Source organism: Spirosoma aureum (assembly GCF_011604685.1).
In the GTDB taxonomy this organism is placed as follows: domain Bacteria; phylum Bacteroidota; class Bacteroidia; order Cytophagales; family Spirosomataceae; genus Spirosoma; species Spirosoma aureum.
On record NZ_CP050063.1, the window covers coordinates 8,548,168 to 8,564,461 of the forward strand.

The 16,294-nt window shown below is 47.0% G+C and carries 13 protein-coding genes; 4 read left to right on the plus strand and 9 right to left on the minus strand.

The genetic code is table 11. The features are described from left to right. Nucleotides 1-60: 60 nt before the first annotated feature. Both G8759_RS34175 and G8759_RS34180 read right to left on the minus strand, forming a co-directional pair. The gene (locus G8759_RS34175; protein WP_167218084.1) at nt 61-1,476 is read right to left on the minus strand and encodes a Gfo/Idh/MocA family protein; all 1,416 of its coding nucleotides are present in this window, start codon (nt 1,474-1,476) and stop codon (nt 61-63) included. Nucleotides 1,477-1,501: 25 nt separating this feature from the next. Further along, complete coding sequence (locus G8759_RS34180; protein ID WP_167218086.1) at nt 1,502-2,458, minus strand: TolB family protein; 957 nt, start codon at nt 2,456-2,458, stop codon at nt 1,502-1,504. Between the two features lie 188 nt (nt 2,459-2,646). Between G8759_RS34180 and G8759_RS34185 the strand changes: the two genes are divergently transcribed. Next, nucleotides 2,647-3,372, plus strand: coding sequence for an NUDIX hydrolase (locus G8759_RS34185; protein ID WP_167218088.1), 726 nt, complete (start codon nt 2,647-2,649; stop codon nt 3,370-3,372). A gap of 503 nt (nt 3,373-3,875) precedes the next feature. Here the strand turns inward: G8759_RS34185 and G8759_RS34190 are convergent. After that, the gene (locus G8759_RS34190) at nt 3,876-4,988 is read right to left on the minus strand and encodes an acyltransferase family protein (RefSeq protein ID WP_167218091.1); all 1,113 of its coding nucleotides are present in this window, start codon (nt 4,986-4,988) and stop codon (nt 3,876-3,878) included. A gap of 295 nt (nt 4,989-5,283) precedes the next feature. On the opposite strand from G8759_RS34190, the gene G8759_RS34195 reads away from it, so the two are divergent. Together G8759_RS34195 and G8759_RS34200 are read left to right on the plus strand one after the other, a co-directional pair. Then, complete coding sequence (locus G8759_RS34195) at nt 5,284-5,490, plus strand: dihydrofolate reductase family protein (protein WP_167218093.1); 207 nt, start codon at nt 5,284-5,286, stop codon at nt 5,488-5,490. A 238-nt stretch (nt 5,491-5,728) separates the two neighbouring features. Continuing rightward, nucleotides 5,729-6,094 (plus strand): hypothetical protein, encoded by a 366-nt coding sequence (locus tag G8759_RS34200; RefSeq protein WP_167218095.1) that lies wholly within the window; start codon nt 5,729-5,731, stop codon nt 6,092-6,094. 85 nt (nt 6,095-6,179) lie between these two features. On the opposite strand, the gene G8759_RS34205 is transcribed toward G8759_RS34200, so the two are convergent. After that, complete coding sequence (locus G8759_RS34205; protein ID WP_167218097.1) at nt 6,180-6,746, minus strand: dihydrofolate reductase family protein; 567 nt, start codon at nt 6,744-6,746, stop codon at nt 6,180-6,182. 290 nt (nt 6,747-7,036) lie between these two features. Further along, nucleotides 7,037-7,462: a response regulator gene (locus G8759_RS34210; protein WP_167218099.1), complete on the minus strand. Its 426-nt coding sequence runs from the start codon at nt 7,460-7,462 to the stop codon at nt 7,037-7,039. Nucleotides 7,463-8,054: 592 nt separating this feature from the next. On the opposite strand from G8759_RS34210, the gene G8759_RS34215 reads away from it, so the two are divergent. Beyond that, a complete protein-coding gene (locus G8759_RS34215; RefSeq protein WP_167218101.1) occupies nt 8,055-8,483 on the plus strand; it encodes a response regulator in 429 nt (142 codons plus the stop codon). A gap of 853 nt (nt 8,484-9,336) precedes the next feature. Here G8759_RS34215 and G8759_RS34220 read toward each other — a convergent pair. From G8759_RS34220 to G8759_RS34235, 4 genes are all read right to left on the minus strand, one after another. Next, nucleotides 9,337-11,775, minus strand: coding sequence for a glycoside hydrolase family 2 TIM barrel-domain containing protein (locus tag G8759_RS34220; RefSeq protein ID WP_167218103.1), 2,439 nt, complete (start codon nt 11,773-11,775; stop codon nt 9,337-9,339). A gap of 6 nt (nt 11,776-11,781) precedes the next feature. Then, nucleotides 11,782-13,986, minus strand: a complete 2,205-nt coding sequence (locus tag G8759_RS34225; RefSeq protein ID WP_167218105.1) for an alpha-amylase family protein — start codon at nt 13,984-13,986, stop codon at nt 11,782-11,784. 64 nt (nt 13,987-14,050) lie between these two features. Continuing rightward, the gene (locus G8759_RS34230; RefSeq protein ID WP_167218107.1) at nt 14,051-14,878 is read right to left on the minus strand and encodes a sugar phosphate isomerase/epimerase family protein; all 828 of its coding nucleotides are present in this window, start codon (nt 14,876-14,878) and stop codon (nt 14,051-14,053) included. Between the two features lie 24 nt (nt 14,879-14,902). Continuing rightward, nucleotides 14,903-16,279 carry a sugar porter family MFS transporter gene (locus G8759_RS34235; protein ID WP_167218109.1) on the minus strand — a complete coding sequence of 459 codons (1,377 nt, stop codon included), beginning with the start codon at nt 16,277-16,279 and terminating at the stop codon, nt 14,903-14,905. Nucleotides 16,280-16,294: the final 15 nt, after the last annotated feature.

The window sequence follows — 16,294 nt, forward strand, 5'->3', positions numbered from 1 at the left end:
GCGTTCTTCTACCTACACTACTGTATATCAATAACCTGAGATTGAAATTTCCATTCAATCTCAGGTTAGTTTCATGGTAGCAGGGTCCCAATTGATAATCTGTTTGCTGAAATAACTTTCATTACAAGCCAGCGCAGGTGCAGCGGCTCTAAAACCAAACTGGGCATCTTCGACAACTGGTTTGTTCAGGCGGATCGCGTCAAAGAAGTTGGTGAAATGATCCAGGTGGTCACTGTAGCCTTCCGGTGCCTTAAAGGTACTATCCATTCGAAGGGGTCGTCTCCGTTTGTCCGCTGGCCACTTGGCATCGTAATCCTTCTGCATTTGCTCCTGCATACTTTTTGAGAAGGTAAACAATGAATCATACCCGCCAAAGCCAGGTGCCTGGGGCAAGAGGCTATGTTTGACACTGAGGTTATTGCCCATCACATCGATGACACCCTCCGAACCCACCAGCCGGATTACTTCCTGACCGCCCGTACCGCTGATAAAATTCACCTGCAACGTCAACTGAAAAGCAGCGTGTTCGGGACTATCGGGGTATTGCATGACGCCCGACATCACGTCCGGCATGTTCCGCCCATCTTTCCAGTAACTAAATTGGCCCGTGCTATAAATGGTGTTAGGGCCTTTTGAACCCGTCATAAAGTGGGTACCACTCAGCAGGTGAATAAACAGGTCGCCCGCTACACCCGTTCCTACCTCTTTGAATGCTCGCCACCAGAAAAACTTTTTGGCATCGAACGGCATTTTAGCCGTCACTTCGATAAACCGTTCCCAATCGGTAGTCATCGGATCGGCATCGGCCGGAATCGTATACTCCCAGGCACCTATTGAGCTTTGCCGGTCATAGACGGCATTGACCATGTTGAGCTTGCCAATTTCACCGGCAGCCAGTAATTCTTTGGCTTTCGCATAGCCGATGCTGCTGACCCGCTGGCTTCCAACCTGCAAGACTTTGCCCGCCTTTTTGGCAGCAGCGATCACCGGATAGCCTTCACTGATTTTATACACCATCGGCTTTTCACAGTACACGTGCTTGCCTTTGGCCAGCGCGTCCTGGGTCATGCGGGCGTGCCAGACGTCATGGGTAGCAATAATCACTGCGTCAATGTCAGGTCGATCCAGTAAATCTTTGTAATTGCGAGTGGTGTAAAGTTCAGTGCCAAATTGTTCTTTGGCATTGTCAATTCGCCCCGTATAGAGATCGCAGATACCGGCCAGTTCAACCCCCGGCACTTTTAGGGCGGTGCCGGTATCAAAATGACCCTGGACGCCATAGCCGATAACCCCCAGCCGAATTTTATCGTTGGGCGAAATGGTTTTTTCGTAGTGCAGGATGCGTTCTTCGGCTTTGGCCTGCGCTGCCATTGACGACAAGGGCGAAGATGCGGCTACCAGACTGGTTGCCCCAATCTGTTGCAAAAATCGCCGTCTAGAAGCCAGACTGGATACCGCCCAGTTATCTTTTTTCATGAGAGAAGAAATTTAGAATTGAAACTTAGTTGACCTGATAACTGACAAACGCTACTTTTCTACTGTCAGGACTCCAGGAAGGTACATTGATTGTGCCTTGCCCGCCAAAAAAGACGGGCGTAATGTCTTTTATGGCTTTCGTTTTGGGGTTCATTAGCCGGAGCTTGACTTGTTTGCCAAACAAATGAGCCTGCTTTTCATCGGAGGTGTAGGCGATGTAAACAATCCAGTTATTATCGGGCGAGGGATGGGCAAACCAGTTCGAATTTTCGTCGGACGTCAGTTGTTCAGGGTTGGTGCCATCGGTCCTCATTCGCCAGATCTGCATATGCCCTGTACGGTAAGAATTGAAATAAATATATTTTCCATCAGGTGAGTAATCGGGACCGTCATCCAACCCTTCCGTGCTGGTCAGCCGTTTTTCAGTTCCCCCGTCAATTCCGATGGTATATATATCAAAGTTACCATTCCGTTCGGCGCAGTAGGCCAGAGTCTTACCATCCATGCTCCAGCCGTGCCAGAACGAGGGGACTTCAGGCGTAACCCGCCGGGGCTCTCCGCCCGAAACGGGAAGTACATATAGCGCTGATTTATAAGCTTTTTTCGACGAGTCACGTTTATCATTGTGACTGACGACTAACCATTTTTTGTCGGGCGAAATGCCGTGGTCGTTATTACAGGCCGTAGCGAAACCCGTGTTGAGTTCCGTTAATTTTTTAGAGGCTAAATTCAGGGTGTGTATTTTCCCTTTACTATTAAGAACCAGATAGTTGTCCGGGTGCCAATTGGGCGCTTCGAAATGGGCTTTGATGGCCAACACGGTGTCAATTTTCCCGGTTCGGATGTCAAGAGTCTGAATATAGCTGGTAGTGTCCTTTTTGGATTGTGCTCCGGCACTCAGGGAGATTAGCACCCAGACGATGACAAAAGCCGACCATTTGAAGCGAAACGGCGAAGCCAATAATTGACGAGAATCCATCATGTAGTTTTCGTTTAACAATACTGTAAGTCATTGAACCAGACAAATATATCGGTTTTTATTATCTTCTAAAAAAAAGAAGATAATAAAAATTAGTACTATATTTTATTGATTAAGTTATTGATAAAGATGTGGAACCGAATTCGACAAGCCCTATCTTTAGAGCCGTTTGACTATAGGATACGATTCGCATGAAGAAATTCAATCCAAACGAGTATATAGCCCACCTATCAATAGATTGTGTGGTTTTTGGGTATCAGAATAACGAATTGAACGTGCTGATTTCCAAATTCAGGTTTGGAGAAGGCAGTTGGTCTTTACCCGGCGGCTATATTCTGAAAACAGAAGGGATCGACAAGGCTGCCAAGCGTATACTTCGTCAGCGAACCGGCCTGGCGCATATCTATTTGGAACAATTTCACGTCTTTGGCGACGAAAACCGAATTATCAGAAGTGCTAACAGACCAATAGTGAGGGAGGATCTACGGCAGTTTGGCCAGGGTCGCTTTGATGAAGAAGCCATAGACTGGATAACCAGTCGGTTTGTTTGTATTGGCTTTTACGCACTGGTTGATATCGCTAAAGTGAACCCTCAACCGGGCGAATTCGATGAGTATCTGGAATGGCGCAATCTGAACGACATCCCTCAAATGATTCATGACCATAGTGAGATTCTCACAATGGCCATCGAAACGTTACGTCAAAATCTAGACCAAAAACTAATCGGCTTTAATCTGCTGCCCGAAACTTTTACAATGCGCGAGGTGCAGCAACTCTACGAAGCTGTTTATGACCGGTCGTTTCCCATCAATAATTTTCAAAAGAAAATACTCGATCTGAACGTGTTAGAACGTCTTCACAAGCGATATACGGGAGCTGCGAATACCGCTCCCTATTTATATCGATTTAGGAAGTAGTGCTGTTTTGATCGGACATAGGTACGGCTGACCAATTTCGGAGGAGTGTTTTTTGACCATGAAATAGCCGCTTTGGCCTTTAGTTTTGGGCCGTTGTACGATTTTAAGATGAGTCGTATAACTTAGAGATACTCACACAGTATGAGTCACCAATTAGACGTTAAGCGATTAGTGATCCCAAAAAGTTTGCCTGTTACGCTGAAGAAGTTCCCTTTGAACGCAGTGTTTGATTGAAACAACGGGGTCGCCCGTGCGATTACTGAATTGTTTCTTCCCGATTTTGTCTACTTTTATTTGACAACGTACCGTTATTAGTGGAATGTGGCTGTAAAGAATTTTAGCTTTCGGGCGAATGTTTCTATTCAGAAAGCCTACTCAAACTAATCCACTTGGCCAAGTTCATATCAGTCAGGTGCCCCGCATCAGGAAGTGGTCGTAAGCATTTAGATTTGTCGTTCTCAAAAACCAATCGAAACCCGTTTTGACACCATACTGTACGTTCACTACTTCAGCTTTTTTCGTAACCAGGCTCGTACCGGTTCATCGTACAACCTTAAACTGCCATAAGCCAACACGATAGCGCCAGAAAAGGTGAGCAGGGCATAGGGCCAAGCCTGCCATACCGTAATGCCCTTATGATTGCTTACCCAGGCCACATAAAAATAGACCAGCACATAATGGGTTGTGTATAAGGGATAAGAAAGATTACCCAGAAAATGACAAAGTTTAGCTTCCCTTTGACTATGCACCACACCACTGGCACCTATGTAGACAATGAATGGGAAGACTAGAATGATGCAAAATGCTTCGTACAAGCCATTCATCCAACGATAGTCTGCACCTCCTATTCTTGGCATAAGCAAAACAATTACCACCAGCAGGCTACACCAGAAGAACGCGTGACTAATAGAGACAGGCCGAGAAATACGCGATAAAAGCAGACCGGCAAAAAATGGGAATAGGGTACGTATTATCCCAATACGCATGTGTTCCGCATTGAGTGTCCAGCCACCGGTAACGTCTCCGTTAGGGTTGGTAACCGCAAAATGCAAAAGCACAACACCGGTAAGTACAACAAAACAAGCCAAGGCTTTATTTGATAATTTCCGAAGACCCAGCGCGTACAGAATATTAACGATATACTCGAAAAATAAGGACCAGCTAACACTATTGAGCGGGTGCATTTCTTGCCAGCCGCGTATATCCATCGAAAGGGGTATTGGTAGTAGTGTATAACCGATCAGCATAACCAGAAGCAGCTTCCAGACAGGAACGGTATGAATAAGCGGCCATATCGTTGAGTCAGTATAGTAAAAGCCTATGGCGCCCAGCGTCATGCCCAGGACAACCAGTGGTTGAAGCCGCTCGAACCGGCGCCGAAGAAAGCTGCCGATGGTTAATTGGCCCCATCTATCGTCGTAGGCATACCCAATGACAAAGCCGGATAACAGAAAGAAAAAATCAACGGCCAGGTAGCCGTGGTTGATAATATTGTCAAGGTGGCTGCTGGCCAGCGGCTCGGTCAGGTGAAAGCACACCACGATTATAGCGGCTACACCCCGAAGTCCATCTAATAGTCGATAGTGGGGCTTTGTACCAAGTTGGTTATTGTTCATTACTAGCAGGAAAATTGGGCAATATACGGTGCCTAAGTCAGGGGATAAATTGGCTGTACTTTTATTTCTTCCGTGTCAACTCCGCTCCAGATGACATGGCGTTTTCTTCAGGGGTGCCTACTCTAATTAGTTTCTTTTACCGCTCACTTCCTGGAAAGTACTAAGGCGGGCTGACGAAGCGAAAGAGCGGGTTAAAATGCTGCGGGAAGAATTAGTCAGCATGGGATCGCCTTTATTGCTTGGATTTGTTTTCTTTAAAATGCGTCTTCACCGTCTGAACTAGTCTTTAGACCAGATGGAGGTTACTACACCAATTGTTCATAGCAACCCGGCCGAAGTACTCCTGAAACTGAAGCAACAACCGGGCAATAAAATTTCAGTTGATAGTGTAAGCCTGCTTCCTAAATTGATCGCAGCGGGCCTTATCGATGAATTTCATTTGGTGGTTCAGCCGGTAATGGTGGGGAAAGGGAAACAATTGCTCAATGGATACAGTCAATAGGAAATGCTCAATTTTAAGCCAATTGATACGGTCGTTTTCAAATCCGGCGTTGAAACGCTTCACCACTTGAAACCTGAGCCACTGTTCGCTAGCCGTAGCATTCAGGCACAATAAAGTTCATTCAAAAACACGTCTACAGAGCGTAAAATGCCCTGTTTTTTTCGAAGTGTGTGATTAATTTCACCGGTGCAAAGGAGCAATTACAGGAATCAGGTAAGTAGCCTATACTAGCGAAAACATGATACTACAACCGATCGATAACGAGTATGCCAAAAGGCTCATTGAGAAGCTGCTTGATGTCAACTCTGTAGAAGAGCGGTTATACTATGCCGGGCTCGCCAATAAGTTGCTTGCGTTGGTTTCCTTAACGGGTAGCATTGATGAAACAGCGGCTATACTCGTTGCCGTTGTGAATCAGGCCTATTTGATAAATGAATCTACCGAATGGGTTGAGCAGGAACTCAGGTTTGAAGAGGGGGTAGCCAGTGTAGGAGACCGAAAATGGATGCTGCATGCTGAATTCAATACTGACGAAGACATCGACCAGGCTCTCGACCTGTATAACATTAGGCTCAGGCGGAAAATAAAGACTGAGCTTTACTAGCGGTTAGCCTTCTTGATTGTCTTGAGCCCTCTTTCAGGAACAGACCTGAAGGAATAGCATGAGTTAACGCGCTTTTGTAAGCTGCTCAGCGTGCCGCGTAATGCAACGTCACTACTCCCGACTCAAGTGTTTTTGATTCCAGTAATTTCAATAAACACATTTGCGTGGGGCTGTCGAACAGGCTGATACCTTGCCCGAGTATCACCGGATGCAGCGTCAATTTATACTCATCGATCAGTCCCAGATTCATTAGGCTTTTGGCTAGGCCAGGGCTGCCGAATATCACCAGATCTTTGCCAGGTTGTTGTTTAAGTTCGTTCACCTCTTCCACCACATTGGCATTGATCAGCGTCGTATTATTCCAATCGGCACTGGCTAATGTGGTTGAAAAAACGATTTTGGGAATCTGTTCCACCCATCGTGCATGATCAAGAGAATGTTTGTCCGCATTTGGATCGTTCAAAACGGTGGGCCAGTAACCTGCCATTAACTGATACGTATTCTTCCCATAGACAGGAGCGCCTACCGTTTTTATCAGCTCTTGGGCGAATTGTTGAAGTTCCTCATTGTAGGATAAAAAACCCAGCCCGCCGTCAATGTCTGAAGCAAAACCATCCAGGGAGATATGGGCGAACAAAACTAACTTTCTCATGTTGTTTACTGTTTGCACAAAATTAATTCAGGTTAGGCAGGTTTATGAAGGCCAATCGCGACAATACAAGGGCGTTTTGCGACCATCCCCACCTGACCAAAACGAAGATTAGACCAGTGAGTAAGCCGGCAGAGTAACCATTCTTTAACCATTCTCATCTTGCAAAGGCCTAGTTACATTCTATGCAAATGAACATTTAACACATAGATGGTGAACCTTAAATGGCCTTCATGGGCAAACCAACGTTCACTTAAAAAAAGCGTCAGAAGGTGTTCACCAGCAAATGCTCGTTACTGAGTAGCACGTTTGGGGTGATGGCACTCCGTCCAATAGGCAATAATGGATGCTAACTGAGTTTTCCAGGCAGTGTAAGTGGACTTCTTTTCAAATAATCCCTGAATGGTTAATTCATAAGCTTCTTCGACCACTGGTTCTTCAACGGGGTGGGTCATGAACACGAATGGAATACACTTTTTGCGCAGGACGGGATCCTGATCGATTTGTTGTCGAAGCTCCAGGCCACTCATCCCCGGCATACTGATTTCGGAAATAATCAAAAAGGGAATCTGAGTTGTTGTCTTCAGATAGTCCAGGGCGGGTTGGCCGTTGGAAAAAACGACTACAGGATGAGGTAGGGCTAACTCCATCAAGGCTTGTTTAAACATGTCATGATCATCATCATCGGCGTCAATAAAAATGATGGGGTGTTCGTTCATGGTAATCTGGGTTATAAAGTAAGGGTAAAACAAAAGCCCGGTTCAATACCGAGCTTTCCAAGTTTTTCTTTTTTTAACGTTGAGTGAAACGATATCGATCTATGGTAGAGCTACTCTAAAAGCAGCGAACAACTGAAGATAAAAACCCGTCCGTCATATCTTAAACTCAAATCATGCCAACTAAATAATGAATAATTAACTGATTAATAATCAAACTTTTAACTATCGATATGAGCTTTGTTATTGATAAAAAACGATGACTTTTTTACCCAATTTTGTAGTCGCAAACTCCCAGTTTGCACCTGGTTTATGAGGCATTTTTCCCAGTGCCTCCCCTGACCAAGAAAGACGGTGTGAAGGCCATTAGGCGGTGGTTACTCAGCCTACCCGTATTTTGGTATATTTGTAGGATATGCCCACCCAGAATCGACTGATGGCTGTCGCTAACAGCAGGAAAGCAGGCCAAAATCGTACATACATTTGATTTATTACTGGTTCGTGAGTGGGATCACAAAAATTATCCAACCTAAGTATATGATAGTCAGGGCTTAGCTATGTAAAAATTGACGAGCCTGCTAATGTATCGATAACTATGACGAGCAAAGCACCCATTTTGGTGATAGAAGATGATGAAGATGATCAACTCTTTATTCAGGAAGCCCTTAAAAGCCTGGCCATTGTGAATCCAGTCGTCTTTTTTAACAATGGCGTTATGGCAATTGAATACTTAATCGCTGCCCCTGAAGCTCCCTTAGTGATTCTAAGCGATGTCAATATGCCGGCCATGAACGGCATTGAACTTCGCCAGTTGATTGATTTGAATGAGTATTTGAAACTGAAATGTATCCCTTTCGTTTTTTTAACCACGGCAGCCGATCAGGGTCTGGTCAATACGGCCTACAGTATGACCATTCAGGGGTACTTTAAAAAAGAACGCACCTTTGTGGGTTTACAAGAACAGTTACGCTCGATCCTTGATTACTGGGATAAGTGTTTACACCCAAATAGCAGTTTTAAGTAGTCTATGGAATCGCAGTACTAGTTTGTCCAGGAGATGATTATGAGACACTGGTGATGAAGCGGGAAGGCTTCGATATCGCTAACGCGTTTAACAAAATGGGTGAAGCGACTTTTTTGCTGAAATATTGGATACCCAGCGAAAAAACGATGATCAAGCCGTCAATTGAACCTTGCAGGATGCTCAACCGGCACTGAAAACGACTCGTCAACGTGCGACAGAATGGAGTATCGATCCGCAACGAAATGGTATTATGGGCTTTTCAGCAGGAATTCCAATGAGTTGCATGTCGATAGAACAACCCCATCGACCTCCCTTACGCATGAGGGTTATGACCCAGAGTATCCGTCAAAAATAGCCTTGTATTTTATGAGGGCCTGCTACAACATGGTATTCTAGCCGATATGCATTTGTACACCATAAGTGAAGACAACTTTGCCAAAACGCCGACCTTGGATGTGTGGTTTGGGCGTATTCGCCACTGGCTGAGCGAGAATGACCTGCGCAATCTGTAATTCATCAAAATTACAGAACGATAGGATTAAGTACAGCCTGGATTAATTAGCAAACGATTCCTACAGTATTGTCCACTTCTTTTCTTGACCAAATGGGACGCTACGTGCTACTCAGTGATATACCCTTACCTTTTTAACTAGTAACTGAAATCGCTCATGAATAGGTCCGATTTGACGGATAACCAAGATCTGTACGTTCAATGGCGTTATACAAATGCAATCATAATTGTTTTCAGGCAAATAGCCCTTGGGTGTAATGGTAAAGGCGCTCCGATTTGAGCAGGTTTATATTATAACAGTATAAGTAAGCAAAATTTGAGCTTGCCGATTTTATGGACTAATTACCGGACTATGATCATCAATTCCCCCGATTGTAAATCGGGAGAACTGGCTTTTAGCGTAATATTTCCCGGAATTCCCTGAGGGCGAACAATAGTTAAACATCGACCCCGAAATGTCTTTTTTTGAGGTTGCTGAAAACTACTCATATCCGTCGGATTCGCGTTGGCTACGCCCGCTAACTCGCCTACCCCCGCCAGTTGAAACGAAACCAGAAGGTCAGCTGAAGGAATCACAATACCTTGCTCATCGACTACTTCAATGGTAACGTAAGATAGTTCATTCCGATCAGGACGAATTATCGATCGATCGGCAGTTAAGCGAAGGTGGTGCGGTTTTCCAGCAGTTCGTAGTTCAGCTGTGCCAGTCGGTTTTCCGTTTTCAAAACCGCTGGCTTTTAAAATGCCTGGCTCATAGGGTACTGTGAATGTAGCCGTAAGGCTGCTATCGGAGAGACGCTGTTCGCCTATGAGTTTGCCATTCAATTCCAGACGGACCAACGGGCTACGGGAGAAAACACGTACCTGTAGTGGTTTGCCTTCGGCTCCTGGCCATGACCAACTTTGCTGTTCATCGGGCCAGCCCCAATTCGTAACGGTTTCTTTCATGCCGTCGGGAATGGGACTATGAACGGCTAGCGCAATGGGACGATTTCGCCAAACGACATCGCGGTAGTATGATTGGGGCTTTTTCGTCCCTATCAAATCCAGATCACCGCACCAGGCATTGAACCAGGGCCACGGTAACACTGCTTTCGTGCTGTCTTTCTCGGGCCTGGGTTGAACAATCGTATGCCCGATTGCTGTTTCGCCCATGTAATCCATGGCGGTCCAGACGAAATCACCGATGACGTAGGGGTGCTTTTCGACTTGCTGCCAGTTTTCAAACGCTTCTTTGGCAAACGTTTCCGTACCTACTATAATCCGCTCAGGATGGCGCTGATGATCTGATTCATTGTGCTTCCATTCGTAGTTATAGCCTCCCACATCCAGCAGCGCAAAAGCTTTGTCTGAATCTTCCCAGACTTTGCCAGGATGTTCCCAAAACACGCAAAGTGCCTCGGTGACCGGACGCGTAGGGTCTAACCGGTGCACTTCATCAGCCAGTCTTTTAGTGATCTCCAGGCCAGATGGATCAGCACGCTCGTTGATTTCATTTCCGATGCTCCACAGAATAACAGAGGGATGATTCCGGTCGCGGTGAATCATCGCGGTCAAATCGCGTTGCCACCATTTGTCAAAAAAACGGTGATAGTCCTGTGGCTTTTTGGGCCGCTGCCACATGTCGAATGCTTCGTCGATGACCAGCATTCCCAGTCGGTCGCATGCATCCAGCAGAGCGGGGGAAGGTGGATTATGGCTGGTACGCATGGCATTAAACCCATTGGCTTTTAATAGTTCTACTTTTCGCTCTTCAGCCCGGTCGATGGCTGCGGCCCCCAATGGTCCGTTGTCGTGATGAATGCAGCCACCTTTCAACAGTACGCGTTTCCCATTCAGCACAAAGCCTTGGTTAGCACTGAACTCAATCGAGCGGATGCCAAATGTGGTGGAAAGGCTATCCAGCCTTTTCTGTCCTGACAGAATTACTACGTTTGCTTTATACAAGTGTGGCGTTTCGGGTGACCATAGCTGCGGGTTCGTTACCGTTAACACCTGTTTGCTCTCGCCTTTGCCGTTGGCTATCACGGTTAAGGACTGCCGGGACGTAGTGCTTATGGGTTTACCGCTCGGGGTAATCAATGTAGTTTGCACAACAATCGGCATTGTCTTCCCACTTGCATTGTCAATCAACGTAGTAAGCTGCACCTGCGCTGACTTTCCGGTAACCTGGGTCGTTGTGATTGCTAGGCCTAATGGAGCGATATGCACGGGATCAGCGATGGTCAGCCAGACGTGCCGATAGATGCCCGACCCGGTATACCAACGGCTATTCTGGCCAATATTTTTTACGCGGACAGCCAGTACGTTCTTAGTTTCCGGCTGCGATAAGTAAGGGCTGAGATCATAGCTGAAAGGTGTGTATCCATAGGGATGATAGCCCAGATGGTGGCCATTCAACCACACATCCGTTTCGGTATAAGCGCCATCGAAATGAATCAGAACCGTCTTTCCTTTTTCCGACGAAGTGAGCGTAAAGGATTTTCGATACCAGCCCGTTCCGCCGACGGTATAACCCGTGGACGTATTGCCAACACTGGTTCGTAAAAACGGGCCTGCTACCTGATCCGGGATCTGGTTCGGCAGATCTTCGATGCTCCAGTCGTGGGGCAGATCCAGTTTTCGCCAGCTAGCATCGTTGTAGGTGGCTTGTTCAGCCTGAACCGTGCTGTCTTTCAAAAAGCGCCAATCCGAATCGAAAAGCCGGGTCCGGGTGGGTTTCTGTTGCCCGATCGCATAGGTAGCAACAAGGACGTAACATGCGAAAATTATGCTTTTCATAGTTGGTTATTGATAGACAAGAAAGCCATTCAGTAATGGATTATCCTGTAAACTCCTGTCCTTGATTATCAACAAACCGTTTTTCCATTCCCATGCGCTAAATGGCTTTTCGGCTTTATTGATGACGGCAACGACTTTCGCGGGCTTTTTTGCAAGTGGCAATTCCACAAAACCACCCTCACCCTCAAACGGAATCAACGCTAGTTTCTTTGTCTCAAAAATACTTTGCTCATCCTGCGAAATTAAGGCCCATCGTCCCTGCCACTTCATGTTCCGAATAACCGATTTGTCAAAGGGAACCGGGCTCTCTCGCAACGCCAACGCTGTCAGCCGGTTGTTTTCCAGACGACCCCAGCAAATAGGTGCAGGCTCCTTTGACAAACTACCTTTCTGGCTATTGAGCCACAACGGTGTCCAGCCTACGCTCGTTCGGTGCCAGAGCGCCAGTGCCATGCGTTTGCTGATTTTCTGAATCGGCACCGGCGATCCGTCGTCCAGTTTACGAGGCAGCACCGCGCTCTGCCCACCAACGATAGCCGTATTGAGTAAAACCTCATCATCAGCGTTCCAATCGTAGCCGCTTGATGCCGTAATGGCCATACGCTGCTGTCCGGCCAGCGAACTCCAGATGCTCCATTGTCCGTGACCTTCAACTTCATGTCCACCCGCGTCACCCATGTCATCGAGTGCCAGTAGATTCTGGATTGGTCGAAACAAGGGATGAATCGAATAGTATTGAATCGTGATGTTCGGATTGATTTCACGGGCCGCATCTGACACCAGCCTGAGAAGTGCATAGGCAAGATTCTCGCCCCGTAGAGCCGGATTTCGGGCTGTAGCAACATCAGGGCTGGGAATGCCATAGCCGAAATCCAGTTTCAAAAAATCGGGTTTCAGTTCACGGACAATGGTTTGCGTCCGATTTCGAATCAACGCCACCGCTTTGGCCGAACTGGGATCCAGACAGTAAAAGCCTTTCCCATGCGGATTCATATTCCAGGCGGTTTTTACGGGTTTACCATCGGTTCCACAGAGCAAATCATCAACTGTCAGACCAAACTTTTCTGGTTCGCCCAACCAGATGATATTTTGCCAGTATCCGGTTTTCAACCCTTTAGAGCGAATGTAAGCCAGGTCTTCTTTATACTTTGGAAAACGCTGCTCATTCCAGATACCACTTCCCTGCGAACTTTCCCAGGAGTCGTCAATCGCCAGGATATCGGCTTTAAAATCCAGTGCTTTGTCGGTGATCGCCTTGAGATTGAAATCTCCATTTTTGAAGTCGCCCCAGGTATTCCAGACGTTGAGTTGATGATTGCCCTGCGCCGATGTAAACGGCCCGAACGAATCAAAATAGGCCTTATAGGCATCATAAGCCGTTGCTGCCCAGGTGATACGTAGCGGTTCGTTCCAAATCCGTTGGCTAGCCGTCGATTTACTCCACAAATCCTCCCGGTAGAGATACTGCAGACAACCATTTGACGACTGTATTTTATAGACCATAGCCGCATCGGGTATACTACCGGCACCCAGCACAATCCAGCCCGGCTGGTTACCCATGGCGCAACTGTAGAAAGGACGCGGGAAAGCGGCTGCGTAGGGCGTTCCTAAACTCGGTCCGAAACTGCCCAGTGGTAATGCGGCATGGCCCAAATCCCACATCCGAAAAAAGCTCTGGGTTGGATTTCCTTTTGCACTGGGAATGCATATCCCGGCGGCCTCCCAGTCCGGCCAGAACGGATACTCCTGCGTTGGCGCGCGAACTTTCTCCTCGGCGTTCATGAGCGACGTACCGAAATACATCGAAATCAATTTCGGGGGAGTGCCGTTCCAGTCAACGGTTACTCTCGTAATACGGATCACACCTTGTGCGTAGTTAATTTCCAGGCTTCCGTTTCCCAACGTACCCAAAGTTAGCTTAACCATTCCCCCATTTTCCCGAAGATTACCAGCATCAACAAGTGTCGCCTTAACGTATTGTCGCGTCCCCGATTCGGTTTGGAGCCAGAACGCAGGCAAAAGGCTCCCTTTCCAGAGTGTCTGCACTGGTTTCTCTTTACGGAGCAAGGCCGAATCTTTAGCGATGTCCCAATAGAATTCGTAACCATCTGATTTCACCGAGAAAATGGTTCCGGCCAGTACCTTGCCGGATATGATGAGAAACAGGCAAACGTATAAACAGCTTTTGAAAAAGAGGAAGGAAGGCTTCATTCGGTGAGGTTAATAGTAAAACAAACCTATAGGGTCTTTTTAAACCTATAAGATCTTAGAGACCTTATAGGTTTGTGGAAATTTCATACCGCTTGCGGAGAAACTCCATCATATACTGGTTTACGTCCCATTGATTGACCACGGACTGGCGCGTGTAGGGTTGCAGAAACATATAGGGTGGCGCTCCAAATTCAGGGGTGAACGTGCAAATGGGTCGGTCATTCTGCCGATGCAGGGCAACCACTCGATCCCAAATGTCCAGATGGTGTTGTACCGCTTCCTGCCATTCCGGAGCGCGCGGGTCAGATACTTGCGGACCTTCTGTATAGCCAACCCGGCAGTGAATATGATCGGTTCGGGAAATGGCCAGTGCAACCGCTTCCGGCTGATCATGGAGGAACGTTTCGGCGGTATTGAACCAATGCGAGATATCGAGTGTAATTCTCAGATTCGGCAATCGCCTGAGATAGGTATGGGTTATATGAGCCGCAAAACTGAACTTGCCCCGGTGGGTCTCATGAATGATCGGTACGTTGGTTTGAGCGGCAATCGAATCGGCCAGCTCGATCAGTTTTTCATTCTGGTCAATGCTGTAATAGTCCTTTCCGGTTTGGGTATTGATCAACAGCGGCCGGGCGGCCACCAATGCCTGAAGCCTGTTCTCAAACTCCCAATAATGCTGGTCAAAATTAGTACAGACCGTTTCCCAGTGCTGGCCAATAAACTGAAGCCCCTGTTTTGCGAGCTCGTTTAACAGGATATCTCTTTCCCTCTCTTCAACTGGCATACTAGCCTCAATACCCTGATAGCCAGCCGCTTTTACACTTTGCAAAAACGCTTTCCAGGGCTTGTGTTCCTGGCCCCAGCGCGGGCAGAAAAAATGAACGTTCATGGGCTTAGTTAGGTGGGGTTAGCCCTATTTCGTCAGCAATTGTTCAATTTCTTCCAATGACTTGCCTTTGGTTTCCGGTACGTTTGCTTTTACAAAAACAAAGTAGATCAGGCAGATTCCTGCATGAATACAGAACGTAGCAGGAAGTCCCAGATACGTTTTCATCACCGGAAAAGAAGCCGTCGTGAAGAAGTTGGCAATCCATAAAGCCAGCGTTGATAGCGCCATCGCATTACCCCGAATCCGGTTTGGGAAAATTTCGGAGAGAGCAACCCATGTAACGGGCCCTAGCGTTGCGGCATAGATGGCAATAAAACCCAGTACAAAGACCAGAATCCAGAAGCCCGGCCATTGAAAATAAAAAGCCATTGCCAATGCCAGCGCATCCACACAAAGTAGCGCGGAGCCGTATAGCAGTAGATACCGGCGACCAATTTTATCGATAGCCCCGATGGCAAAAAAAGTAAAGACGAAGTTGATCAATCCCAGAATAACCGATTGCAAAAAAGCGGAATCTTCGGCCATACCGGCCTGCTGAAAAATGGCCGGGGCATAAGAAAACAATGAATTTTGCCCATCTGCCTGCGAAAAAACGGCAATTCCCACCCCTATCAGTACAATGCCAAACAAGTCTTTACTGAACAGATCGCGACTATTTTCTTTGATCTCCTGAGCGAAGCTTTGCCGAATTGCTTCGCTTTCCTGATTGGCATAATCAGCGCCCCCGATCTTGGTCAGCACCTGATTGGCGAGTTCGATCCGTTGTTTTCGGATCAGCCATCGGGGGCTTTCAGTTACCAGAAACAGGCTAAAAAAGAAGAAAATAGCAGGTAATGACTGTGATGAGAACATCCAGCGCCAGTTGTTTAAGCCAGTATCCAGCAGTAGGTAATTAGCGAGATAAGCCAGCAAGATTCCTGTTGTGATCGCCAGTTGATAAACGGTAACCAGTCGGCCGCGAAAACGGGCAGGTGCCGTTTCGGCGATGTACATTGGGCAAACCAATGCTGCCGCCCCGACCGCTACACCACTCAACAACCGGAAGCAAATAAACATAGTAAAACCCGTTGCCCAACCCGTACCTACGCCCGATAGGGCAAACAGAAGTGCGCAGAGAACCAGTGTTTTTTTGCGACCCAACGTATCACTAAGCTTACCGGCAACCAATGCACCAACCGCAGAACCGAGATTAATACAACCGACAGCCCACCCGGTTTCGATGTTATCCAGTTGGAAAAAATCGCTGAAAAAGCGCACAGTTCCCGAAATAATAGCCATATCAAAGCCGAACAACAGTCCACCCAGGGCTGCTACGGTACTTACCAAATAGATATACGTAAGATTGTAAACGGGAGTACCACGACTTACAGTGTCGAGTTGAGTAGGAATAGCGATTGCCATATGATGCCGATTGAA